The 24,589-nt window shown below is 35.2% G+C and carries 24 protein-coding genes and 1 pseudogene; 9 read left to right on the top strand and 16 right to left on the bottom strand.

Annotation, left to right across the window (positions count from 1 at the left end):
- Nucleotides 1-44: 44 nt before the first annotated feature.
- Nucleotides 45-1,643 (bottom strand): M20/M25/M40 family metallo-hydrolase, encoded by a 1,599-nt coding sequence (locus ACSULM_RS06540; protein ID WP_436861500.1) that lies wholly within the window; start codon nt 1,641-1,643, stop codon nt 45-47.
- 253 nt (nt 1,644-1,896) lie between these two features.
- Here ACSULM_RS06540 and ACSULM_RS06535 point away from each other — a divergent pair, with 253 nt between their 5' ends.
- From ACSULM_RS06535 to ACSULM_RS06515, 5 genes are all read left to right on the top strand, one after another.
- The gene (locus ACSULM_RS06535; protein WP_436861498.1) at nt 1,897-2,409 is read left to right on the top strand and encodes a DUF4242 domain-containing protein; all 513 of its coding nucleotides are present in this window, start codon (nt 1,897-1,899) and stop codon (nt 2,407-2,409) included.
- A gap of 222 nt (nt 2,410-2,631) precedes the next feature.
- Nucleotides 2,632-3,372 (top strand): ABC transporter ATP-binding protein, encoded by a 741-nt coding sequence (locus tag ACSULM_RS06530; protein WP_436861496.1) that lies wholly within the window; start codon nt 2,632-2,634, stop codon nt 3,370-3,372.
- A gap of 13 nt (nt 3,373-3,385) precedes the next feature.
- Entirely contained in the window at nt 3,386-4,336 is a 951-nt protein-coding gene (locus ACSULM_RS06525; RefSeq protein ID WP_436861494.1) for an ABC transporter substrate-binding protein, read from the top strand.
- Nucleotides 4,337-4,342: 6 nt separating this feature from the next.
- The gene (locus ACSULM_RS06520; RefSeq protein ID WP_436861492.1) at nt 4,343-5,104 is read left to right on the top strand and encodes an ABC transporter permease; all 762 of its coding nucleotides are present in this window, start codon (nt 4,343-4,345) and stop codon (nt 5,102-5,104) included.
- Nucleotides 5,105-5,117: 13 nt separating this feature from the next.
- Complete coding sequence (locus ACSULM_RS06515; RefSeq protein ID WP_436861490.1) at nt 5,118-6,167, top strand: acyl-CoA dehydrogenase; 1,050 nt, start codon at nt 5,118-5,120, stop codon at nt 6,165-6,167.
- 80 nt (nt 6,168-6,247) lie between these two features.
- On the opposite strand, the gene ACSULM_RS06510 is transcribed toward ACSULM_RS06515, so the two are convergent.
- The 14 genes and pseudogenes from ACSULM_RS06510 to ACSULM_RS06445 all read right to left on the bottom strand — a co-directional run bounded on the left by ACSULM_RS06510 (nt 6,248) and on the right by ACSULM_RS06445 (nt 18,461).
- Complete coding sequence (locus tag ACSULM_RS06510) at nt 6,248-7,012, bottom strand: alpha/beta hydrolase (protein ID WP_436861487.1); 765 nt, start codon at nt 7,010-7,012, stop codon at nt 6,248-6,250.
- Between the two features lie 14 nt (nt 7,013-7,026).
- Nucleotides 7,027-7,716: an ABC transporter permease gene (locus ACSULM_RS06505; protein ID WP_436861485.1), complete on the bottom strand. Its 690-nt coding sequence runs from the start codon at nt 7,714-7,716 to the stop codon at nt 7,027-7,029.
- Entirely contained in the window at nt 7,716-8,660 is a 945-nt protein-coding gene (locus ACSULM_RS06500) for an osmoprotectant ABC transporter substrate-binding protein (protein WP_436861483.1), read from the bottom strand. Before ACSULM_RS06500 ends, ACSULM_RS06505 begins: the two co-directional genes overlap by 1 nt.
- 15 nt (nt 8,661-8,675) lie before the next feature.
- Nucleotides 8,676-9,311 (bottom strand): ABC transporter permease, encoded by a 636-nt coding sequence (locus ACSULM_RS06495; RefSeq protein WP_436854506.1) that lies wholly within the window; start codon nt 9,309-9,311, stop codon nt 8,676-8,678.
- A complete protein-coding gene (locus ACSULM_RS06490) occupies nt 9,311-10,513 on the bottom strand; it encodes a betaine/proline/choline family ABC transporter ATP-binding protein (protein WP_436861481.1) in 1,203 nt (400 codons plus the stop codon). The genes ACSULM_RS06495 and ACSULM_RS06490 overlap by 1 nt, the downstream gene beginning before the upstream one ends.
- 297 nt (nt 10,514-10,810) lie before the next feature.
- Nucleotides 10,811-11,284, bottom strand: a complete 474-nt coding sequence (locus tag ACSULM_RS06485; protein WP_436861479.1) for a thioesterase family protein — start codon at nt 11,282-11,284, stop codon at nt 10,811-10,813.
- Nucleotides 11,285-11,294: 10 nt separating this feature from the next.
- Complete coding sequence (locus ACSULM_RS06480; RefSeq protein WP_436861478.1) at nt 11,295-12,251, bottom strand: 3-hydroxyacyl-CoA dehydrogenase NAD-binding domain-containing protein; 957 nt, start codon at nt 12,249-12,251, stop codon at nt 11,295-11,297.
- On the bottom strand, nt 12,251-13,138 hold the full coding sequence (locus ACSULM_RS06475; protein WP_436861476.1) for a 3-keto-5-aminohexanoate cleavage protein: 888 nt from the start codon (nt 13,136-13,138) through the stop codon (nt 12,251-12,253). The genes ACSULM_RS06480 and ACSULM_RS06475 overlap by 1 nt, the downstream gene beginning before the upstream one ends.
- A 190-nt stretch (nt 13,139-13,328) precedes the next feature.
- Nucleotides 13,329-13,880, bottom strand: a complete 552-nt coding sequence (locus tag ACSULM_RS06470; protein ID WP_436861474.1) for a TetR family transcriptional regulator — start codon at nt 13,878-13,880, stop codon at nt 13,329-13,331.
- Nucleotides 13,881-14,009: 129 nt separating this feature from the next.
- The gene (locus ACSULM_RS06465) at nt 14,010-14,606 is read right to left on the bottom strand and encodes a YdeI/OmpD-associated family protein (protein WP_436861472.1); all 597 of its coding nucleotides are present in this window, start codon (nt 14,604-14,606) and stop codon (nt 14,010-14,012) included.
- Nucleotides 14,607-14,793: 187 nt separating this feature from the next.
- Nucleotides 14,794-15,972, bottom strand: a complete 1,179-nt coding sequence (locus ACSULM_RS06460; RefSeq protein ID WP_436861470.1) for an MFS transporter — start codon at nt 15,970-15,972, stop codon at nt 14,794-14,796.
- A gap of 202 nt (nt 15,973-16,174) precedes the next feature.
- Nucleotides 16,175-16,945, bottom strand: coding sequence for an ABC transporter permease (locus ACSULM_RS06455; RefSeq protein WP_436854498.1), 771 nt, complete (start codon nt 16,943-16,945; stop codon nt 16,175-16,177).
- Nucleotides 16,942-17,595: pseudogene (locus ACSULM_RS06450) on the bottom strand (ABC transporter ATP-binding protein). The gene ACSULM_RS06455 and the pseudogene ACSULM_RS06450 overlap by 4 nt, the downstream one beginning before the upstream one ends.
- An 86-nt stretch (nt 17,596-17,681) precedes the next feature.
- Nucleotides 17,682-18,461, bottom strand: a complete 780-nt coding sequence (locus tag ACSULM_RS06445) for a CPBP family intramembrane glutamic endopeptidase (RefSeq protein WP_436861467.1) — start codon at nt 18,459-18,461, stop codon at nt 17,682-17,684.
- Nucleotides 18,462-18,651: 190 nt separating this feature from the next.
- Here ACSULM_RS06445 and ACSULM_RS06440 point away from each other — a divergent pair, with 190 nt between their 5' ends.
- The 3 genes from ACSULM_RS06440 (at nt 18,652) to ACSULM_RS06430 (ending at nt 21,787) form a co-directional block, all read left to right on the top strand.
- On the top strand, nt 18,652-20,235 hold the full coding sequence (locus ACSULM_RS06440) for an FMN-binding glutamate synthase family protein (RefSeq protein WP_436861464.1): 1,584 nt from the start codon (nt 18,652-18,654) through the stop codon (nt 20,233-20,235).
- 88 nt (nt 20,236-20,323) lie between these two features.
- Nucleotides 20,324-21,400, top strand: a complete 1,077-nt coding sequence (locus tag ACSULM_RS06435) for a M42 family metallopeptidase (RefSeq protein ID WP_436861462.1) — start codon at nt 20,324-20,326, stop codon at nt 21,398-21,400.
- Between the two features lie 174 nt (nt 21,401-21,574).
- Nucleotides 21,575-21,787, top strand: coding sequence for a hypothetical protein (locus tag ACSULM_RS06430; protein ID WP_436861460.1), 213 nt, complete (start codon nt 21,575-21,577; stop codon nt 21,785-21,787).
- 40 nt (nt 21,788-21,827) lie between these two features.
- Here the strand turns inward: ACSULM_RS06430 and ACSULM_RS06425 are convergent, their stop codons facing one another.
- Entirely contained in the window at nt 21,828-22,646 is an 819-nt protein-coding gene (locus ACSULM_RS06425; RefSeq protein ID WP_436861546.1) for an SDR family oxidoreductase, read from the bottom strand.
- 217 nt (nt 22,647-22,863) lie between these two features.
- Here ACSULM_RS06425 and ACSULM_RS06420 point away from each other — a divergent pair, with 217 nt between their 5' ends.
- On the top strand, nt 22,864-24,402 hold the full coding sequence (locus tag ACSULM_RS06420; protein WP_436861458.1) for an AbgT family transporter: 1,539 nt from the start codon (nt 22,864-22,866) through the stop codon (nt 24,400-24,402).
- Nucleotides 24,403-24,589: the final 187 nt, after the last annotated feature.

The raw sequence follows: 24,589 nt of genomic DNA, 5'->3' as shown, positions 1-24,589 counted from the left end.
CTCAACCGATATCAAATTAATAAAATAGCTGAACAACTAGAATGTTAAATAAATGATTTAATTACTACTTCTAAAACCCTTGGCATTTCCATAAATGCACTTTGTTTATGTACACGTTCACTCACTTGATGTGCATCTTTCCCAATAGGGCCACATAATAACACAGGCGCACTAATTCTTTGTATATCTTCAAATGGTATCGTATATGTTTCATTAAAATTCGGTGTATTTTGTGCGTAAACTTTCATTTGTGACATATCACCATCAAAGTTTAAGTAGCTACTGTCACTAATACCATTGAAGTAGTGTACACGTTCCGACTTGCGTTGAAATTCATCTTGCAGCGTATTACGTACCAATTCAATTGATTGTTCTATATTTTCGTTATATGAACTATTTACAGCTGGATAATACGGTGTTGTAAAAAATGTCACCACAGCCGGTGCTATGTTTCTACACATTTGCATCAATTTATCTGTAACATAAATACTTTGCAAATGACATTCTTTAGTTTGTTGTAATACTTCCTGAATTGCTCTACTTACAATCGTCTCACCATGTTGCTGTATTGCATATTGTTTTAATTGCTCAAATGTAAGCACCTTAATTTTCTTATCAAAATCAACACCTTCGTCTTCTAATACAGATAACCAATCACTTTCACATCGCTCTGTTGCTCGGATCACCGTATCTATAAACTGTCTATATAACTCACCTGGTTGTTGTTGAAATAAAAACATATTATATAAACTTGCTGTCCTAAACGGTGTTTGAACATCATAAGTTTGTTTGATATCACGTGTCATCAATGATACCGGTAAAGGTGTAGTTTCCTTTTCAAATGTTTCTTTAAACAACCGTTGATACTCAATAGCTTGATTGATATAACTCATCATATAGTTAGAGCTGAGTCCGTCCAAAGGATTGCCAACGTGCGTTTCTTTACCATAACACAATACGCCTGGCATGATTTTTCCTATTGAACCAGAATAAATATAGTGATGTTCATCGGCACTAGCTTGTTGAAAAGTTGGTTCACTATTTAAATGTAATTGAATGTCTAGTTGGTAACGTTGTTTTAAATCAGCAATCGCTTTTACTGCTTGTCTCATTCCAGAAGAGTTAACTTCTTCATCAGGCACTGTTACCAAGATTAAATTGATATCCCACCCCTCAATACTGGCTAATTCTATGAGTGATAGATGTAACATTAGCCCTGCTTTCATATCCATAACGCCACGCCCAAATAGATACGTGTCATCTTTTAAATCTTTTAGTGCATCCACAGTTATATAACTACTATTTTTCAAAAAAGCAGTTCTTAAAGCATCTGGATCAAATGCATATTCTGAAAATGAACCATAATCTTCAACATCAACTGTGTCATAATGGCTAATTAACACAATCGTCTTCGTTGATTTCGGCGCTTGATAAAATGCTAATACTGCTTCTTTATCATCTTCGGTAGTCTCAAGGAATATATGTGATGGATGAGCTTGAAAATATTTAAGTTGTAATAACAGTTGTTTTACAAATTTGAAAAAAGTTAACTCCCCTTTGCTATTTGTCACTGTTGAATGTTTTACTAAGCTTTTAAGTAACGTTGCTCGATTTTCATACGACTGCCATAATGATTTTGTCACAATACGAACTCCTAATGTAAACGTTTTCTAAATTATAATATGTTTCCAATTTTATTAGCAATTGAAGTGTCATGAAAATATCTATTATTTTAAAAATCTAGTTTCTAGTTCAGCAATCGCTAGAAATTTATATTTTACTAATTATATTTTTTATAATTTATCAGAAAATTAAAATTACTTTATATCATATCCTTGTAACCCGATAAGAATTATTGTATTATGATTCTATTATTAAATTTGGAGGTTCGGATTTATGACATTATATTTACTAGAAGCAAATGATTTGAGCTTTGCCTCAAATAAATCAGAGTTAGAAAGTAAAGCAGCACAATTAACAACAGGTGACATTCCAACGTTAATTGAAGTCCAAGCAACCGAAGATTTAACACATGGTTATTTTATTGTAGAAGCAAATGATGATACAGAAGCTAAAAAATTCTTAGAAGACGCCTCAATTAATATTAATCTTGTTAAAGAAGTACGCTTAGTTGGTAAAGAATTAGAAGACGTTAAAAAAGGAGATCCTAAAATTGATTACCTTGTAACATGGAATATTCCAGAAGGTATTACAATGGATCAATATTTAGCACGTAAGAAGAAAAATTCTGTCCACTATGAAGAAGTACCTGAAGTACAATTCCAAAGAACTTATGTGTGTGAAGATATGACGAAATGTATTTGTATGTACGATGCGCCAGATGAAGATGCAGTACGTCGCGCACGTCAAGCAGTTGATACACCTATTGATGATATCGAGAAAATATAAAGAACTACTTTCTTAATGAAATTAAGATTAGTAGTTCTTATGCAATAGCCTTAGCTATTGTAATTGAGCACACTACTATATATTTAGATATTAGCTTTTGCTCACTATTTTATTTAGGGGGCGGGACCAAGACATCACATTGAACAAATTTGATTTCTATCCCGTCCCCTTTCGTATAAATATAAAACCTACTAAAACGATAAGAATAATGAGGTGTCGTACTTGATTCATATTAATCATATTGAACACCATTTTGGTGAACATAAAGTTATTAATGATTTCGAACTGAATATCAATAAAAATCAGATTGTTACGTTTATAGGTAAAAGTGGTTGTGGTAAATCAACTCTATTAAATATCATAGGTGGCTTCTTAACACCTTCATCAGGACATGTGGTTATCGGCGGTCACACTAAACTTGCACCATCTCCTGATTGTTTAATGATCTTTCAACACCATAATCTTTTACCTTGGAAAAATATCAATGACAATATTCGCATTGGATTATCTCAAAATGTAAGCAATAGTTATATCAATCAACATTTAACAAGTGTGGATTTAAAAGATAAAGGCCATTTATTTCCAGAGTCTTTGTCTGGTGGTATGAAACAACGTGTCGCACTTTGTAGAGCACAAGTACATCAACCCAATGTCATTTTATTGGATGAACCTTTGGGCGCATTGGATGCCTTTACACGTTATAACTTGCAAGATCAACTCATTCAGTTGCAAAAACAAACAAATGCAACAATTCTATTAGTCACACATGATATAGATGAAGCAATTTATCTGTCCGATAAAGTTGTATTACTCGGGGATGGCTGTGAAATCATTAGTCAATATGATATTCAAGCCACGCATCCTAGAAATCGTAATGATGGTCATTTATTAAACATTCGAAATGCAATTATGGAAAAATTCGCACTCAATCATCATATGGCAGAACCAGAATATTATTTATAAGGAGTGGTAAGTCATGAAAAAAATCCTCGTCCTTTCATTAATATTCATCTTTATATTAGCAAGTTGTGGTAGTAACCATACGCAACAAACTGCACACAATAAAAAAACTATCAAAATTGGTTACCTTCCCATTACGCATTCTGCAAATTTGATGATGACACAGCAAATTCAACAGCAAACAAAACACGCTGATTATAAACTCGAACTTGTACGTTTTAATAATTGGCCAGACCTCATGGACGCTTTAAATAGCGGTAAAATTGATGGCGCATCAACCTTGATTGAACTTGCAATGAAATCAAAAGAAAAAGGGTCAAATATTAAAGCAGTCGCACTCGGACATCATGAAGGTAATGTCATTATGGGACAAAAAGGAAAAAGCACAGATGATTTTCATAACCATGATTCATACAGTTTTGCAATTCCACATCGATATTCAACACATTACTTATTATTGGAAGAAATGAGAAAACAACTTAAATTAAGCAACTCAACCTTCAACTATCATGAAATGGCACCAGCTGAGATGCCAGCTGCACTCAACGAAGGACGTATTTCAGGTTATTCTGTGGCTGAACCTTTTGGTGCATTAGGCGAAAAACTGGGTAAAGGTCATACTTTAAAACATGGTAGCGATGTGATTCCTGATGCTTATTGTTGTGCCTTAGTACTTCGATCCGACTTAATTAAACAACATCGTCAAACAGCACAAGCATTTATGTCTGATTATAAAACAGCTGGTTATAAAATGAATGATAAAAAACAAAGCGTTGATGTGATGGATAAACACTTTAAACAAAAGCGTAAAGTACTAGAGCAATCTGCCAAGTGGACTTCATACGGCGATTTAAGCCTTAAAAAGTCTGGATATCACAAAATCACACGTTTAGTGAACGAACATCAATTATTTAAAACACCTGATTACAACGACTTCGTCGATGATTCTTTATACAAGGAGGGATAGTGTGACATGACACATACATTAACTAAAAAAATAACATTACCCATCATTAGTTTTATTATTTTTCTATTGCTATGGCAATGTGTCATTTGGATTGGTCATTATCAACCAATCCTCCTTCCTGGCCCTCTACTTGTAGCTAAGAGTATTTGGCACTTCATTATTTCCGGGGAAATATTCACACATTTAGCCATTAGTTTATTTCGTTTTTTCATTGGTTTTATTATAGCTATCATCATCGGTGTACCTGTGGGTTTCTTGCTCGGACGTAGTAACACCCTGTTCGATGCTATTGAACCACTATTACAACTCATCAGACCTATTTCACCTATTGCATGGTCACCTTTTGTAGTCTTATGGTTTGGTATTGGCAGCTTACCAGCAATGGCGATTATATTTATCGCTGCGTTCTTCCCTATTGTGTTTAATACAATCAAAGGTATTCGAAATGTTGAACCACAATACTTAAAAATCGCTGCGAATTTAAATGTAACTGGATGGCAACTGTATAAACATATTCTGTTTCCGGGGGCATTCAAACACATTATGGGCGGCATCCATATGGCAGTCGGTACGAGTTGGATATTCTTAGTTTCTGGTGAAATGATTGGTGCGCAATCTGGTTTAGGTTTTTTAATCGTTGATGCACGAAACATGTTAAACCTAGAAGATGTACTGTCAGCAATCTTTTTCATTGGGCTATTTGGTTTCATAATTGATAGGTTCATTAGTTATCTAGAAAAATTAATACTAAAACGATTTGGAGAATAAAGGAGCGTTATATATGAGTTTAGAAACACTTATTGAAAACGAATTAGATCCATATTTAATAGAGATTGATACAAGCACACATTATCCGAAAAACTTTATCCAAACTTTGTTTAAAGAAGGTTATTTTAAAGAAAATGATATCAACAACAATGTAAAAGTGATTGAAACCGTATCTAAATCTTGTTTAACTACTGGATTTTGCTTGTGGTGCCAACTTGCATTTTCAACATATTTAAAACATGCAGACCAACCACATCTAAACCATGATTTACAACAATCATTGCTTACAGGTGAAATATTTGGAGCTACTGGTCTATCAAATCCTATGAAGTCATTTAACGATTTAGAGTCATTCAATTTAACACACCATTACCAAGATGGTCAGTTTTATGTAAATGGTAAGCTCCCAGCAGTAAGTAATATCGGTCCTGATCATTATTTCGGCGCAATTTCTAAATCTGACGATGATGATGAACTCGTTATGTTCATCGTACGTGCAAATCAAAATGGCATTACCTTGGATGAAAAATCCAACTTCCTAGGGGTAAATGGCTCTGCCACTTTTGGCGTGGAAATGTCTGAAGTCCTTATCCCAGAAGACCAAATTATCACACATGATGCCAAAACATTTGCATCAGCAATTCGACCACAGTTTGTCGCATTACAAATACCTATTGCACTTGGTTCTGTACGTGCTTCGTTAGATTTAATTCATAAATTTTCTAATGCGCAAAATGGTATTAACCAATTCTTAGAGTATGATGTTGAGGCATATGAAACACGTTATACACAAATTCGTAATGAATTTTATACATTAATTGAACAACAAGATTTAGACAATCAATTTGGTGCATTAATTAAACTCAAAAAAGCAATTGGCTATTTATTATTGGAAGTAAATCAAGCATCTATGGTTAATGGTGGTTCTCGAGCGTATTCACCAAAAGCACCTCAAGCACGTAAATTGAAAGAAGGATTCTTCTTCGCCGCATTGACACCTACGTTGAGACATCTAGGTAAATTAGAAGCAGAATTGGCTGAAACAAATGTAACTTCAAATTAAATATTAAAAAACTGGACTGATGAGTCATATTGCTCATCAGTCCAGTTTTTATTTTTACACAGATTTAACGATTTTCCATATTATGTCGCTGTGATAAACCATTTAATTGCACGCTGAATTGCTTGATCCCAATAAGCATAGTCATGTTCACCTGGTCCATCTTCAAATGTATGCGGTATTGCTTGTTCTTTTAAATATTGTACAAATTCCTGATTATCTGTATATAATTCATCTTCGGTTCCACACATAATCAGTAACTCTGGAATGTTTTTGTGTTGCTTCACTGCTTCATCCACTAAATAATAAGGATCTAACTCAGTACCTTTAACCTGTGCTCCGTCTCCTGTAATCGCTGCACCTGAATAGTCATGCCAGTCATATGTCATTAATCTCTGTGCATTAAAAGCCGCAGACAAAGGACATGCTTTGGCAAAACGTTCACCTTCCAGAAGGGCATATTTAATTGTACCGTAACCACCCATAGAATGACCTGCTATAAAATTATCTTCTCTTTTATGAGACAGTGGTAAAATTTGGTGGGCATAATCAAAAACTTCAAGCACATAATCATAATATTTATGACCATAAGCCATATTGGTATATGCACTGTGATCTGCGCTCGGCATAATTACCGCAAGTTGATGTTCATTCGCGTAACGTTCTATGCTCGTATAACGCATATAGGATGTCGCATCACTTGATAAACCATGTAACAACAATAATGTTTTTAATGGTTTCGGATCATTAGACACATCGAAGTAACTAGGATCTTCAGGTAAAATTGCTAAGAATTGCTGATGCATCCCAATCGTTTTCGAATTATAATTGATTGTTAACATTGCCATAGTACATCACTACCTTAATTCATTGTTTGTGCTTTATGTTTTTTCGTTTTATTTGTTCTATTAGATGGGTCGAGACGTTTTTCTAAAAATCTTAAAAATACATCTATTAATATAGCAATTAATGCGATTGGTATCGCCCCTGCTAAAATAAACGTTGTGCCATCTGTTGCGTTCGTACCGCGAATGACAATATCACCTAATGTTGGTGCACCAATAAAGGATCCAACTGCTACAACACCTATCGCTACAACTAGTGCTATTCTCAATCCACCTAGAATAACAGAAAGTGATAATGGCAATTCAATCATACGCAATACTTGGTTACGTGTCATACCCATGCCCTTACCAGCATCTTTAATATTTTCATCCACACCTACTATACCTGTAAATGTATTTTTGATAATTGGTAAGAGTGCGTATAAGAACACTGTTACCACAACAGTTGTAGGACCGAGACCCATAACTAGCATTAAGATTGCTAACATCGCAATAACTGGTACGGTTTGGATAATATTAGCAATTGTAATAATTGTCCATGAAAGTTTTTTATATCTTGCAATGACGATGCCTAATGGAATACCAACAATCGCTGCAAATAACACACCATACACAGACATTAATAAGTGTTTAATGAACAAATCCCATAGGTAGCCAAAGTTTACTGAATAATATTCAATTAATTGTTGTAATAAATTACCTTCCATTACTTCTGACCACCTTTCTTATCATTTTCAAAATAATTGTGTTCTTTCAAGAAATTCTCAGCGACGATTGCTGGTTCTTGACCTTCACCATCTGCTTGATAATTCAGTTTCTGCATTTCTTTGGTTGAAATTTTATTATGCAGTTTTTCTATAGTCGGTTTTAATTCTGGGTGTTTTTTCAATAAATCATTTGTCGCAACAGTGCTGGCATCATATGGTGGGAAGAAATGTTTATCATCCTTTAACACTTTCAAATCATAAGCAGCAATACGACCATCTGTTGAATAACCAACTGCTACATCTAAATTTTTAGAATGAAGCGCATCATATACAAGACCAATTTGCATCGGTCTGACTGTATTAAATTTGAAACCATATTCTTTGGTGAAACCTGGGTAACCATCACCTTGACGATTTAACCATGAGCTATCGACACCTAATTTCAACTCATCACTATGTGCTTTTAAATCAGAAACCGTATTTAAGTTGTATTTTTTAGCAGTTTCTTTCGTCACCATAAATGCATATGTGTTGGCAAAGCCATATGAGTCAAAGAAAGTTTGATCGAATTTCTTTTGGAAACCATCTTGTGTTGCTTTCATAGCTTTTTTAGGATCTTTAATTGGATCTTCTTTTAACGCACCTGTTAAATCTGTACCGTTATAGCGTGCGCCCGAAAGGTTCGCATCACCGTTAACGAGTGCATTGTGCTGAATCGTACTCGATCCTAAATTATTGATTAATGTTGGTTTCACTTTACCATCTGTGTCGTGTTCTATAAGTAGTCTCAACATATGAGACATAATTTGTGATTCACTCGTTGCAAGTGCTGTAATTTTAACTTCATTATCTGAACTATTTCCACCTAAACCTGGCAAACTACATCCAGATAACACTGTTAGACACAGTACAAGAACGATACAATATTGTTTTATTCTTTTCATAATGTCCTCCTTAAGTTATCTGGATACTTTTAACCCTTTAGGCACGGCCCATTTTTCGACTAATGATAATACTACATCTACAATTAATGCTAAAGCAGTAACGAGTACAGCTGCACTAACAATCATTAATGGGTCATATAAGTTTAATCCGTTAAACACAAAGTCACCTAAGCCGCCTGCACCAACATAACTTGCAAGCGTTGCCCAACTGATAACGTAAACGGATGATAATCGAATACCACCTAATATCAGTGGCAATGCTAATGGTAACTCTACGTCTTTCATTAATTGAAAACGTGTCATTCCCATACTTGTGGCTGCTTCTTTAATATTACTATCTATATTTTTAACACCTAAGACCGTATTATTTAATATTGGTAAGATGACATAGATAAATAGCGCTACAATTGCTGGTAACTTACCTACACCAAATATAGGAATCATTACCGCCAGCACGGCTAAAGTTGGAATCGTCTGTAATACACCTGCAATTGTCAGAACAATATTAGATGTTCTTTTCATTTTGGATAGTAAAATACCTAACGGGACTGCTACCACGATAGCAATGAGCAAAGCGATCATTGAGATATAGAAATGTTCAACTGTCTTAGAAATCAGTTGACCACCATATTCCTCTATAAATTGTTTCATTATTTATCAGCTCCCACGTGATCAGACGCCTCTTCCGGTTCTACAATCGCATCTTGTGACTTGCTGTTATTTTGTTCATCATCAACTTCGCCCCAGATACTGTCATACACGATATCTACTAAGTTTGCTCTCGTTACCAATCCAATAAGTGTCTCACCATCGCTATCCACGACTGGTACATTTCTGACATTTCGTTTTAAAATCGTACGCACTGAGTCTTGTAATTTACTATCTATTCTTACTCTGTAAATATCACGTTGCATTGTATCAATCAATTCTTTATTTGCACGTAATCCTTGGTTGATATCTTCAATATCTAAATAGCCGAGTAATCTACTGTTATTACCAACGACAAAAATTCTATCAACACGGCGTTCGCGCATAACTTTTACCGCTTCATTTAAACTACTATCAGCATGTACAGACACAGGCTTGATCATAGCGTCTTTAACTGTACGCATATTCGGTCTATCTTGAATGAGTCTGTTTTGGCCAATAAAGTCACGCACGAAATCGTTTTCAGGATGACGTAAAATATTATCTGGTGTATCAAATTGTACAATTCGACCTTCAGACATGATGCAGATTTTATCTGCTAATTTAATCGCTTCATCCATATCATGTGTAACAAAGATAAATGTTTTACCTAGTTTTTGTTGTAATTCTTTCACTAAATCTTGTAATGTATCTCGTGTAATAGGGTCTAATGCACCAAACGGCTCATCCATTAAGATGATATCTTGTTCAGCGGCTAAAGCACGTACTACTCCTATACGTTGTTGTTGTCCACCTGATAGTTGAGAAGGATATCTATCCAAATATTCTTCCGGTAAATCAACTAATTTTATTAATTCTTTTGCCTTTTTTTCTTTCTTCTCTTGTGACCATTTTAAAAGCTTAGGTACTAGTACGATATTTTCTCTGATTGTCATATGCGGCATCAATCCAATTTGTTGTATCACGTAACCAATTTTTCTACGTAATTCTACAGGATTCATCTTGCGCACGTCTTTCCCATTGATCGCAATTTGCCCTTCTGTTGCCTCAATCATTCTATTTATCATTCTTAAAGCAGTTGTTTTACCACTCCCACTTGTACCAATAAATGCTATAAATTCACCAGCTTCTACATCTAGCGATATGTTATCTACGGCTTTTTTTCCGCCACCATAGACTTTCGATAAGTTTTTAATACTTAACATGCGTCCATTCCTTTCTATGTACATATTCAGTTTCAAATATTTCTTAATAAATATAGGGCTACCTGTGGATGTTATACAAATCCTAAAATAAGTAAAAACATGAGCACACATAGCCCTACTTTATGTTTCCGTATTGAATCAAACATTACACGTATCTAACTTGGATTTGAAATTGTTACCCTATATATAACAAGATACATCAATAACTGAAAATAAACAATTTATAACCGAATATTTTGTTTCATAGTATATTCTAAAAAGCTTTTTATTCAATCGCTTCAAACTCAATTCAAAAATTTATTTACGTTTAATACCTATATGATGTCCAAGTTCACTTGGTGGGGTTTGAATTGAGGCATAGCTCGCATAATTATCAATGGCACGTTGAATAATGTGCGGAAACGCTTCTGGTTTATTTACTGCTGTATTCATTCCCATAAGCATCACTTCATACGTTGCACATTTATCATTCGTTTCATCTGTAAGCGTCATAAAGACATGCAATCGTTTTGCGTCATAGTCAAATAGTTCTACAGTCACATTTATGGATGTGTCTACTTTAATTTCTTTTAAATACATCACGTGATTTTCCAATGTAAATACAGTGTATTGTAATTGTTCAATTGTTTGTAAATCCAATCCTAATGAAGCAAGCCATGCATCTGTAGCATCACTAAATACTCGATTATATTCAGCATCATTCATATGACCATTATGATCGACCCACGCTGCTTTTACCTTTGTTGTATATTTGTATAATTGTTGTGTCATATAACTACTCCTACAATTGTGTTTTCTTTTTCATAGATGGTGTATCTTCAGGCCAGTATTCTTCAGCAAGCTGTTTCACTTTGACTAAGAACTCATTTCGTTTTTGATCTAACTCAGACATAGTTTGACCCTGTGATGCTGCTTCACAACCATTCACAACTTCATCATATAAATCTTGTGTCAATTCAGGCGCGACTAATTTCGTCCACGGTTTTTTCAATGCTGGACCAAACTGTTTCAACATGTGACGCATACCACCTTCACCACCGGCTAAATGGAATGTCATGAAAGGACCAAATTGCGCATAACGTAACCCTGCTGCGTGTGTAAATGCCTTATCAACTTCTTCTGTAGTTGCGATACCATCATTGACAATATGCAGCGCTTCTCTCCATAATGCTTCCATCAATCTATCTGCAACATGTCCTTCAATTTCGTGTCTGACGTGTAATACGTCCATACCAATACTTTCATAGATCTCTTCTGCCTTCACAGATGTTGATTCAAGTGTTGCTTTTCCAGCTACAATTTCTACTAATGGTAAAATGTATACTGGATGGAAAGGATGTGCCACAAATAAACGTTCAGGATGTTGTAAATTTTGTTGTAACTCTGATGGCATAATACCAGACGTACTTGAGCCAATCGTTGCTTCTGGTTTTGCGTAAAAATCAATTTCTGTCAGTACTTGATCTTTTAATGACTCAATTTCAGGAACATTTTCTTGAATATGATCCGCATCTTTAACCGCTTCTTCTAAATATGGTGTAAACGTTAAATTATCCAGTGAAGCACTCTCTGCCAAACCGAGTTGTTCAGCATAAGGCCAATTCTGTTTCACTTGTGTGAGCATTCTTTCATATGCACCTTCACTTGGGTCCGTAGCAATAACTTCATGTCCATGTGCTAACATTCTTGTAATCCAACCACTACCTATAACGCCTGTGCCTACAACTGCAAATTTCATTATAATCCTCCTTGTGGATCTCTAAGTTGATATTTTTCACGCGCTTCAGCTGGCGTCATCGGTTCAATATCTAAACCTTTGAGTATTTCTACCGCTTTTTCTACCAATTGTTCATTAGTTGCTTTAACACCTTTAGCAAGATATAAATTATCTTCTAGACCTACTCGCACATTACCGCCACGTTTCGCTGCTTCTTCAACTGTTGGTAACTGCATTCTCCCAATACCAAACGCTGACCAATGCGCGTGTTCAGGAAGACGTGTCTTGAAGTACTCAATCGTTTCAGCGTCATTTTCAGCACCCCACGGTATTCCTAAACAGAATTGGAACATTGGTTCTCCTTCGATTAAACCTTCATTAATTAATTGTTTAGCAAAAGAGATATGCCCACTATCAAAACATTCTAGCTCAGGTTTCACACCTGCATCTTTAACAAGTTGTGCTTGTTGTCTCAACCAATCAGCTGGGCTTAAATACACAGCGTCTCCCATATTCACACTACCACAATCTAATGTACACATTTCAGGTAATAGTGTACCCACTGGTTCATGTCGTTCTTCCGGAGTTTGCATATCTGAACCTTCTCCAGCAGTATATGGATTTTCCAAATTTGGAATAAAATCTCCACCACCACCTGATGTAATATTGATAATAATGTCTTCGTCTGCTGCACGAATCAAACGTACTGCTTCTTTGAAAAATTCGACATCATGACTAATTCCACCTGTTTTAGGATCTCTCGCATGTATATGTGCAACAGTTGCACCCGCACGTGCACATTTTATAGCAGAGTCAGCTATTTCTTGAGGCGTAACAGGTACATTCGTATTCTTTTCTGTCGTTTCGCCGGCACCTGTTAAAGCTGCCGTAAGCATAATTTTTTTCATAGTTATTAACCTCCACCAGAGTTTTTTAACACATCGATTAGTGTACCAACCAGACGGTTTAGTTTCAACCAAGTTAAATATAAAAAAAGGAATAATCAACTTTATATAGTTGGTCATTCCTATAATAACAACACTTTGCATGAATATCACATATTATTATTTTTTTATAATTCAAGCTGTAACAAACGTTTTACTTTTGATTTTTTTCAGCATTTGTATATTCGGTCAATCGATTCAATACTTTTTCTCGCATAGATTCATCGATGGCATCTAAACCAAATATTTCTGAAAGCCACAATCCGTCTACTGCAAGTCTGATGATTGTAGCATCTACTTTGTCTAAGCCATCATTTTCTATATTGTGCTGCCATTCTTGATAAGTATCTTGTAATGGCGATAATAAATGACTATTTATGCCTTGTGCAGCAAGCATACCTGAAGTAATCGTTCCGTTCTCGTCACGATGCGCTCTTGTAGCCTCAATAAATGCACGCGCCCATTTCCCTTGTTCTGTTTCATCTGTTTGCACATGCTCATTGACGTTATGTCGGTACAATTCGTCAGCATGATCAACAAGGCCTTGTATGAGTGCAAACTTATTTTCAAAATGGTACAGCAAACCACCTTTACTAACCCCAGCTTTTTTAGCAACAGCATCTAACGTTAAATATTCACTACCTTGCTCATCTACAATTGCTGCTGCCGCTTGTAACAACTGTATACGTTTTGAAGTTCTTGGCATTTATACACCTACTTTCTATAAATACGCCATGAAATATCGACGTTCGTCATTTTTTATTAGTAATACACTTCATTTCAAATTAGTTGAGGTGATACATGCTTTTTAAAACTTTGAATTATGACTCGTTTCCTATTTGTCATCCATGCCTTTGCCATCTAGTATATGATCAACATACTTTTCAACACGACTCTCTCTAGTTGTTGCTCGTTTAGCCTGCCCAATATGATACATATACTGTCTTTGTCTACCCGGTGTTAAATTATAAAAAGCTTCTTTAAGTTCAGGCGTAGTATCTAATTTTGCTTGCAACTCCTCAGGCATATCATAGTCTTCTGTTTTTTTCATTGGTACTTTTTTACCAGATTTTTCGATACGTATCGCTTCCTCTACATACCATTTAATTTCATCACGACGACGCTCTATTTCTTCCAAGCTCTCAAAACGTAATTGTCTTGCAGCTTGTACATTTTTAGTTTGTTGAATTAGCGATTGGTATGGGTCTTCCATGATTGCCCCTTTTTCAAATAACAATGCACAATAGTGTTTAAAATCTTGAATAATCACTACATTTTTATTGTCTAGTGTATAGCACGGGTGCATCCATTTATAATCTTCAGTTAGTTCAGTTTCTCTGATAATTTCACGCATAACTTTAAACTCATCTTGCCATTGTTTGAGTCGTTCGATAAATGCATTGACCTTGATGTGGTCTTGTTGATTTGCCAAAGTAAAACACCTCTTATAATTGTTATTTGTTCCTATTCTACTATGAATGAATGTAATTATTCTATAATTTATTATTTTGCATTTTTAAAACATTTCACTCATCAACTAAAAAACACAACTTTTGGTGACCAAAAGTTGTGCTTTCTACTACAGTATCTATATCATCCCTGAAATAATCGCTTCAATGCTACGAAGATACATTTCTATATTTCGCTATATTTTTTAAGCTAATAATTAGTATTAATGCCACGAATGCAATCGCTGCACTAAAATATGTCACGGCAAAAACATCAATTTTCGAAACGACAAGTCCGCCGACAATGCCGCCAATACCAATACCAGCGTTCAAACTAGACATATTCCAACTCATTACCTGACTCGTATCACCTTCAACATGTTCAATAATCCCACTTTGTACTGCAGGATTTGTACTCCATTGCATGATATTCCAGATAAAGATCACAATAAATATGAGTCCTGCTCCCGGCAAGAATATATTTAATATCATCATCATCGTAATGAATATAATAGTAGCAATCGTTAACCAACGTTTACTTGTAAGTTTATCAGAAAGGAATCCTCCCATTGATGTACCAATCACACCTGCAACACCATTAATTAATAAGATAATAGAGACGAATGATAAATCATGCCCACTAGATAACAATAACGGATTAATATAAATAAAAGTGACTGAATTGGCTACCAATAATAAGAAGGTAATCATTAAGTATTTTACAATTTCAGCGGGTCTAAGTATTTTAGAATAATGATTGCTGCGCTGTTTTGTACCTGATTCTACAGCACTACTTTGAATTTGTGGTTGTGGTACATAGAAGTACATCAACAAACCGACAATGATACTCACACCGACAATAAAGAGGAAAGTAAATCTCCAACCAAACCAATCTCCAATAATGGTACCAATTGGTACACCAAACACGTTAGCACCACTAAAGCCTGAATAAACGATACCTATCATTTTCCCACGATGTTGTGGTGCTGTTAATAAAGCAGTTAACGCCAATATTTTAACTACAATCAACGCTGCTGCTGCAGATGAGATAATACGTCCGAACACTAAGATAGAAAAATTAGGTGCTACTGCAATTATAACGTTTCCGATGATGAATACGAGAAGCGCTCCAAGCAATACGGGTCTTGGTGAAAAACGATTGGTTAATTTCACTAATATGGGACCCGCGATTGCAAACGTAATTGCATATAAAGTAACCAGTTGTCCAATGATGGCTTCAGAAACTTGTAAATCGTTACTCATTAGATTCATAATACCGGCAACCATCATTTCCACCATGCCCACGATAAAGATACTTAAAATAAACGTCGCAATTCTCATTACTGACATCGATGCACACCTCCCCTTAACAAAAGTAAATTTATATATAACTATTATATTATAAACCATACGTCAATACGTTTATAGCACACTATAAGTGCATCTATTTGCTTTACTTTTCACCTCATAGAAAAAAGGACAGTACTTATAATCAATGTATATCCATTCATCACAAGTTCCATCCTTTTACAATATATCCAATTTCAAATCCCTATTCTGATTGATTCATGTGGCGTCCAATTAACTGGTCACGATGATTAAAGAATTGTCTATAGCTTAAGTACGTCGCGATTAAAGCAGACATAATTGTCGCAGTCGTATGTATAAACACTACCATCAACTGGAATTTAACAGCTTCTAAAGGTGCAACACCACCGATAATCAATCCTGTCATCATACCCGGAATCGATACAATACCATACGTTTTGACAGAGTCAATTGTTGGTACAATCGCCGTTTTGATACTCGTACGAATCGTTTCTTTTGAAGATAACTTAGGATTTGCACCTAATGCCAACTTAGACTCAATTTGACTCATTTCTTTTACAAATTCTCTATCTAGATTTTGATAAGCCAAATTTATGGCGATAAGTCCATTACTACCTAGCATACCCGCAATCGGTATCACTTCATTAGGCTTAAATTGAATCGCCCCGGTCAAGATAACACCTACCAAAGGCAATGCCACGCCAACAAAGATAGACACAAATGATATCCAAAATACATGATGCATTACTGAAGAAGCTCTGCTCATCGTATTCCAAGATGCATTAACAATAATAATCAATACAAAGATCATGAGCAACCAAGCTTGATCTACATCAAATATAAAATGCAGTAAATAACCTAAAATAATTAATTGCACTACAGCACGTAGCGTTGCAATAAGTAAATCTTTAATAATATGTAACTTTTCTTTATATGAGACGATAATGGGAAACAATAGGAGCAACCCAGTTAGAGCAAGTGCTGTTGTACTCATGATAGATACGCCTCCTCATCAATTTCGCCATCAACGATTCTAATCTTCTTCTTAAAATGTCTATTACTTTGGTCATTACTATGGGTAATCCATAAAATAGCTACGCCTTCTTCTACTAAACTAAAAATAAGTGACTCAATCTTCTCACTGTTATGAACATCCAAGGCACTTGTTGCTTCGTCTAATAATAAAACTTTAGGCGTGTACATTAATTGCCGCGCGATAGTTATACGTTGACGTTCTCAACCCGATAAATGCTCCACATGTGTTTTAAAGTTATAATGGCCTAATCCTACAGCTTTCAACATTTTTTTAGCTTTTGCACGATCAAACTGATCTCCACGTACTTCAGCAGGAAAAGCTAAATTCTCACCAATTGTATAGCCAAATAAGTCACTTTCTTGTAATAGATAACTGATATCCATGCGCAATTGTTCAGGATTAATCTGTGCATAGGGTTTACCATTAAAATAAATTTCACCTTCTGTTGGACTAATTAAATCATTAATGAGTCGAAGCAAAGTACTTTTCCCACTGCCAGATGGCCCAACAATGGCAATCGTGTCTCCCGCTTCAATCTTTAAATTAATATTTTTGATAATATCACGGTTATAGACCGAGTAAGATATGTCTTTTAACTCTAACATCATCCGTCCTCCTATTCTCAACTTATTTAACAGTATTCCCTAAATTTAAAGGCTTAGTAGTTTTAATTTTCAACCTTTATGATATGTAGTTACTGAGTTAAAACAATACCTATAAATGAAATAAGATTATTTAAAATATGCAAAGAAATTGATACCGCTAAATTCATACCACTTTTAATATAGACAAATGCAAGTCCCACGGCAATGATGATATAACTTCCCATCTCAAATGGCGATGAAGCACTTAACATATGTGCGCCTGCAAAAAGTATGACAGACAGTATCGTCGCAACAGTATATGTAATCTTCTTCCCTAATTCATGAATAATTAGATGACGGAAGAGTAATTCTTCAATAATCGGTGTCAAAATAACGATATCTATAAATAAAATTGGTAGCATCAGCTTATTTTCGAACATCTTTTCTAATAGTTGTTGATTCTGCGTTTCACTATATTGCAATGATGGTGGTAAAAATTGTATTAACCAATCATATAATGAAATCATACCTAGTATCGCAATATACGTTAGCACAATGATTAAAATATACTTACGCACGGCACGTATACGTTTGAGCGCAATTGGTATTAAATGCTCTCTAATATGCATGCCATAAAAAGATAACAATATGATAATTTCTGCAAATACACTACCTATAATTAAAATACTTTCCTCACTTATCAATATTTTGCGATTATGATTAAATGAAAAAGATATCCCAAAAACAAGCGCAAATAGTATAATTGGTATCACATTACTTGCGATTAAATAAATAGGTATCAGCCAAAAATCTTTTTTTACTATATGTTTACTGCGCCATATCGAACTATGCGTCTGGTTCACAGTTGAATGATTTGTTTGTTCAGTCATGTCGCACCTTCCTTATTTGTATATAAGACAATATATCATGGATATGCGAACTTATATACTATTTATATAATATTTTATCATTACACTTTTCAAAAAGTGAATTTATGCTTCATAGGTGAATAATTCATACACTTTTGTTGTAATAGCTAAATTTAGGTGTACTATATAAATTAATAAAGGGGGCGGTTTTATGACTTTACTAACTATCCTACAGTTGATTGTTAATGTGATTATCGTATTATTTTTGATAAGTCTGCTTATTATAGGGGCAATATTATTATTCAAAGATAAACATCAAAAACAGCATAGTGTTTTACGTAATTATCCTGTACTTGCACGTATTCGTTATTTCGGGGAAAAAATTGGTCCCGAATTACGACAATATCTATTTTTGCCGGATACAAAAGGTAAGCCTTTTTCAAGAAATGACTTCACGAACATCGTTATATCCGGGAAATATAATTCAAGAATGTCTAGTTTTGGGACGCAACATGATTACGAAGATGGTTTCTATATTCAAAATACTATGTTTCCGTTACAGTCAAATGAACTTCGTATTGCACAATCACCAATGATATCAACCTTTGTTTATAGAATAGATAATGAGCGACTATTTAATAGAGATGAACATCGGGAACAGTCGGAGATTGATCCTTATTATTTAGCTGAAGCAGACCAAATTGTACTAGGAGCAGATCTGAAGCATCCTTTCAGATTAAAACGGTTAGTCGGGCAATCCGGTATGAGTTATGGTGCACTAGGTAGTCATGCAATTACTGCATTATCCAAAGGATTAGGTCTAGCCGGTACTTGGATGAACACAGGTGAAGGCGGTCTATCACCACACCACCTCGCCGGTAATGTTGATATTATTTTTCAAATTGGCCCTGGCTTATTTGGTGTGCGTGATGAAAAAGGAAATTTTGATGAACAGGCTTTTATCGATTTAGCTCAGCAGTCCCAGATTAAGGCTTTTGAACTCAAATTAGCCCAAGGTGCAAAGACACGTGGTGGCCATATGGAGGGAAATAAAGTTACAGAAGAAATTGCCAAGATAAGAAAAGTAGAACCATGGGTGACAATTAATTCTCCTAATCGTTTTGAACATATTAATAGTTCAGAGGCATTACTTCAATGGGTAAACCAGTTGCAAAATCTAGGCCAGAAACCAGTAGGATTCAAAATTGTTATAAGTAAGGTAGACGAAGTTGAACAGCTTATACGTACGATGGTGGCAACGCAACAATATCCAAATTTCATTACAGTGGACGGTGGTGAAGGTGGAACAGGTGCTACTTTCCAAGAGTTAGAAGATGGCGTTGGTTTACCATTATTTACCGCTTTACCTATACTTACTGCGCTTTTAGAAAAATATGGTATAAGAGATCGTATTAAAGTCTTTGCTTCCGGTAAACTCATCACACCAGATAAGATTGCAATTGCGCTAGGACTAGGTGCTGATTTAGTCAACATTGCACGTGGGATGATGATTAGTGTAGGTTGTATTATGAGCCAACAATGTCATATGAATACTTGCCCTGTGGGTGTGGCAACGACAGATCCTAAACGTGAGAAAGGCTTAATTATTGATGAGAAAAAATATCGTGTCACAAACTTTGTAACAAGTTTACATGAAGGCCTTTATAACATAGCCGCTGCCGTTGGTGTAGCATCACCTACCCAAATTACAAAAGATCATATTATTATTAAAAATAAAAATGGCGACATCCAATCTATTCAAGACTATAAATTGAAATTACTTACACATAAGTAATCAAGCCGCTTCACCTTAATCAAAAAACTACTATATTCATGACTAAATGGTAAAATAAATATACGATATAAAATTGGGAGGACTGTTTATGGACAACTCTGTAAAATTATTAAAATCTTTAACTGACGTCGATGGCATTGCAGGTCACGAAATGGCAGTTAAATCTTTAATGCGTGACTATTTATCACCAATCAGTGATGAAATTATCGAGGATAACCTTGGTGGCATTTTCGGTAAAAAAACAGCTAAAAATAGTCGTAACACATTAATGATTGCTGGTCACTTAGATGAAATTGGCTTTATTGTCACTAAAATTGATCAAGATGGTTTCTTGAAATTCACGCCAATTGGTGGTTGGTGGAATCAAGTCATGTTATCTCAAAAAGTCACAATAACGACGGATGATGGCAAGAAAATCCGAGGTCTCATTGGTTCAAAACCACCACATGTACTCTCTCCAGAAGAGCGTAAAAAAACAATCGACATGAAAGAAATGTTCATCGATATCGGTGTTAAAAGTAAAAAAGAAGCTGAACAATTTGGTATTGAAGTGGGCAATATGATTACGCCTTATAGTGAATTTGAAGTGCTCGCAAACCAAAAATATTTAACAGCTAAAGCCTTCGATAACCGTTATGGTTGTGCACTAGCGGTAGACGTTCTGCAAAATTTAAAAAACGAAGATATCGGCATAAACGTAGTTTCTGGTGCAAATGTTCAAGAAGAAGTTGGCCTGCGTGGTGCCAAAGTCGCAGCAAATAAAATCAAACCAGACTTAGCAATCGCGGTCGATGTTGCTATTGCTTATGATACACCTGGTATGTCAGGGCAAGTTAGTGATACAGCAATTGGTAATGGACCTGTCGTCATTATTATGGATGCATCGAATATTGGTCATGTTGGCTTCACTAAACATATTAAAGCAGTGGCTAAAAAACATAATATTCCAGTCCAATTAGATACAACTGCAGGTGGCGGTACTGATGCTGGTAGCATTCATGTTGCAAATGAAGGTACACCTACCGTTTCAATTGGCGTTGCATTACGTTACATGCACTCTAATGTATCTGTTTTACATACAGATGATTATAAAAATTCTGTAGCTCTGGTTACTGAAATCGTAAAATCGTTAAATGACACCGTCGTTGACCAAATCATTTGGTAAGTCATTTGTAAAATTCGTCCTATACAATAATAAAAGCGCCCTATCTAGCTAGCTTAAACGCATGAGCTATTTTGGGCGCTTTCAATTTCACTAAATTTAATTGATTAAGGTTACGATTGCTTCAAAATTCATATATAATACAATATAAACATTACTTAATGAAAGGCGTTACTCATGGACACAATCAATCAAATCACAGCACATCCATGGTTTTTTATCATGGTCCAATTCATCATATACCTTGCCGTAAGTTTTATTATTTTTGGCATTTGTGTTTTTGTTGCCTTACAAAATACTTCTTTTATGGAAAAGATCATTACAACAATCATATTATCAATTGTTACTTCAGGTTTACTATCACTTATTATTGCTTCTATTGTGTTATAACATTTAAATAAATGGTCAACATACTTACATATCTACACAACTATTTAGTAGTTCGTTTCCAACTCTCCTCACTAAGCATTTCTCCTGGCCATGTGTATGCCATCACACCGCCATCGATAGTTATTGATTCACCAGTGATAAATGAACTATCATCAGATGCTAGAAATGCAACGAGCTTACCTACTTCTTCAGGTGTTCCTAATCTGCCAAGTGGCGTTACCCATTTTTGATTATCTCTAAATGCTTTTCCTGACACATCATCAGCAGTACCAGTCAATTTGTCGACTAAAGGTGTTTCAATCGTTCCAGGTGAAATCGCATTTGCTCGAATATTTTCACGCCCATATTCAATTGCTGTTGAACGTGTAAAATTGATTAGGCCCCCTTTTGCTGCGTTATAACCAGAACGATTTAGGTCTGCAGCCAATCCGGAGAATGACGCCGTATTGATAATCGAACCGCCCATATCCATCATCAGTGGTAACATAAATTTCGTCATTAAAAATGTACCTCTTAAATCTACACCTATAATTTTATCAAAGACATCTACTGGATATTCATGTATCCGTCCAGCAGCATTATCGACACCTGCATTATTGAAAAGTACGTTTACTTGTTTGTATTTACCTTTCACCTCTTCAGCAAAACGTTCTACAGCATGTGCATCGGAGACGTCAACAATATATGCAGACGCCTTATTGCCAGCAGCATTAATCTCCTTAACTGTGTCATGCACTTTGTCAGAAACGTCAACAGCTAGTACGTGCGCTCCTTCATCCGCTAATACTTTAGCTGAAGCTGCACCAATACCTGTACTCGCGCCCGTAATTACTGCTATTTTATGATTTAATCTTCCCATTTTCATACACATCTCCTTTGAAAAATTTGTCCACTTTAATTATTTGCTATGCACTATAGCCATTCCTTTTTTAACATTAATCGAAACTTATGACTCATATAATTCACTGAACATTATCATGCTATTCTACAGTCAATCAAATATTTTTCAGAATATTTGTTCTATTCAAAAGATAAATTTGTTATACTTTCGATAACTTAATTGGGAGGTAGCAATGATGACTACAAATACAAATGAAAAACCAACGCTCATAAATAGGTTTCTGAATACAGTTGAAAAAGTCGGTAATAAATTACCTGATCCGAGCATTCTCTTTTTCTTAATGTGCTTAGGTCTTGCCATTCTTACATGGCTTGTTTCACTATTTCATGTCACTGTTAAGCATCCAGGAACTGGAGACACCATTGCGATAAAGAGTATTTTAAGTAAAGACGGCTTTATGATGATACTCAATGATGCGGTTAAGAATTTTTCAGAATTTCCTGCCTTGGGACTAGTATTAGCTGTTATGCTCGGTGTGGGTGTTGCAGAAAAAACAGGCTATTTTGATAAATTAATGATACAAGTCGTACAAAAAGCACCACAAAAAATTATCGTACCAGTAATCATACTCATTGGCATTATCGGTAATGCGGCTGGGGATGCCGCACCTATCGTATTGCCACCATTAACAGCAATGGTATTTATCAAATTGGGCTATCACCCTATCGCTGGATTAGCAATGGCGTACGCTTCTGCTATAGGTGGATTTTCAGCAAATATCATGATTGGTATGTCTGACGCCTTACTCTACGCTTTTACTGAACCAGCTGCCAAAATTGTTTCCGATACGACACATGTTAATGTAGCAATGAATTGGTACTTTATAGCAGCAAGTGTCGTCGTTCTTTTACCAGCAGTTTATTGGGTCACTATGAAATTTGTAATACCTAGATTAGGTGCATACGATGATTCAAATTCAGATATTCAAGCAAATGATACGGATTCCAAGCTCACTCCACAAGAAAACCGTGCTGTTTTTTGGGCGAATATCAGTTTCTTTATCATGCTATTACTGCTGATTGTATTAGCAATTCCGCAAAATAGTTTCTTGAGAAATGCCAAAACAGGTAGCCTGCTTAATGATGCACCAATCATCAATGGCGTAGGCCTCATTATTCTCGTATTATTTTTAGTACCAGGACTTGTATATGGCGTCATGATGAAAGAATTCAAAGATTCTAAAGATTTAGGGAAAATGTTAGCTGACTCTATGTCTTCAATGGGCTCATTCATTGTCATCGTTTTCTTCGCTGCACAACTATTGGCATTTTTAGAATGGAGTAATTTAGGCGTTATCGTGGCGGTTAAAGGGGCTGCCTTATTACAAGGGCAAAATGGAATTGTGCTTATTTTAGGAATCATACTTCTAAGTGCTTTCATCAATTTACTTATCGGTAGTGCATCCGCAAAATGGGGTATCTTAGCACCTATATTTATCCCCATGCTCATGCTTGTTGGTTTCCACCCAGCATTTACACAAATGCTCTATAGAATAGGTGATTCCATAAGTAATCCAATTACACCTATGATGCCTTATTTACCATTGCTATTATCTTACGCACAAAAATACGACAAAAATATGAAATTAGGTTCATTACTTTCAAGCTTAATGCCTTATACCATTATATTAAGTATTGTTTGGCCATTATTCATGATTGTCTGGTACTTACTCGGATGGCCATTGGGACCTGGTGGACCATTGCACATAAAATAATTCATTAAAATATAAAGATAAGCACACAATGACATTCATCATTGTTGTGTTTATCTTTTTTAATTGTAAGAATAAACAAGATTATAGTCACTTTTAATTTGTATTGAGCAAAATGAAAAATTTAACCACAAATTAATATAATTATTGTAATATAAGGATAAGAACAGGGTAAACAAAACTAGTAAAG

The sequence above is a fragment of the Staphylococcus caeli genome (genome assembly GCF_051413795.1).
Lineage (GTDB): Bacteria > Bacillota > Bacilli > Staphylococcales > Staphylococcaceae > Staphylococcus > Staphylococcus caeli_A.
Note: the sequence above shows the minus strand (reverse complement) of the source record. Positions and strands in the feature narration are given on the sequence as shown.

Coding starts and splice junctions, on each gene's coding strand:
- ACSULM_RS06535 (WP_436861498.1), top strand. CDS start 1,897: ATGACATTATATTTACTAGAAGCAAATGATTTGAGCTTTGCCTCAAAT.
- ACSULM_RS06525 (WP_436861494.1), top strand. CDS start 3,386: ATGAAAAAAATCCTCGTCCTTTCATTAATATTCATCTTTATATTAGCA.
- ACSULM_RS06520 (WP_436861492.1), top strand. CDS start 4,343: ATGACACATACATTAACTAAAAAAATAACATTACCCATCATTAGTTTT.
- ACSULM_RS06515 (WP_436861490.1), top strand. CDS start 5,118: ATGAGTTTAGAAACACTTATTGAAAACGAATTAGATCCATATTTAATA.
- ACSULM_RS06510 (WP_436861487.1), bottom strand. CDS start 7,012: ATGGCAATGTTAACAATCAATTATAATTCGAAAACGATTGGGATGCAT.
- ACSULM_RS06505 (WP_436861485.1), bottom strand. CDS start 7,716: ATGGAAGGTAATTTATTACAACAATTAATTGAATATTATTCAGTAAAC.
- ACSULM_RS06500 (WP_436861483.1), bottom strand. CDS start 8,660: ATGAAAAGAATAAAACAATATTGTATCGTTCTTGTACTGTGTCTAACA.
- ACSULM_RS06495 (WP_436854506.1), bottom strand. CDS start 9,311: ATGAAACAATTTATAGAGGAATATGGTGGTCAACTGATTTCTAAGACA.
- ACSULM_RS06490 (WP_436861481.1), bottom strand. CDS start 10,513: ATGTTAAGTATTAAAAACTTATCGAAAGTCTATGGTGGCGGAAAAAAA.
- ACSULM_RS06485 (WP_436861479.1), bottom strand. CDS start 11,284: ATGACACAACAATTATACAAATATACAACAAAGGTAAAAGCAGCGTGG.
- ACSULM_RS06480 (WP_436861478.1), bottom strand. CDS start 12,251: ATGAAATTTGCAGTTGTAGGCACAGGCGTTATAGGTAGTGGTTGGATT.
- ACSULM_RS06475 (WP_436861476.1), bottom strand. CDS start 13,138: ATGAAAAAAATTATGCTTACGGCAGCTTTAACAGGTGCCGGCGAAACG.
- ACSULM_RS06470 (WP_436861474.1), bottom strand. CDS start 13,880: ATGCCAAGAACTTCAAAACGTATACAGTTGTTACAAGCGGCAGCAGCA.
- ACSULM_RS06460 (WP_436861470.1), bottom strand. CDS start 15,972: ATGTCAGTAATGAGAATTGCGACGTTTATTTTAAGTATCTTTATCGTG.
- ACSULM_RS06455 (WP_436854498.1), bottom strand. CDS start 16,945: ATGAGTACAACAGCACTTGCTCTAACTGGGTTGCTCCTATTGTTTCCC.
- ACSULM_RS06445 (WP_436861467.1), bottom strand. CDS start 18,461: ATGACTGAACAAACAAATCATTCAACTGTGAACCAGACGCATAGTTCG.
- ACSULM_RS06440 (WP_436861464.1), top strand. CDS start 18,652: ATGACTTTACTAACTATCCTACAGTTGATTGTTAATGTGATTATCGTA.
- ACSULM_RS06435 (WP_436861462.1), top strand. CDS start 20,324: ATGGACAACTCTGTAAAATTATTAAAATCTTTAACTGACGTCGATGGC.
- ACSULM_RS06430 (WP_436861460.1), top strand. CDS start 21,575: ATGGACACAATCAATCAAATCACAGCACATCCATGGTTTTTTATCATG.
- ACSULM_RS06425 (WP_436861546.1), bottom strand. CDS start 22,646: ATGGGAAGATTAAATCATAAAATAGCAGTAATTACGGGCGCGAGTACA.
- ACSULM_RS06420 (WP_436861458.1), top strand. CDS start 22,864: ATGACTACAAATACAAATGAAAAACCAACGCTCATAAATAGGTTTCTG.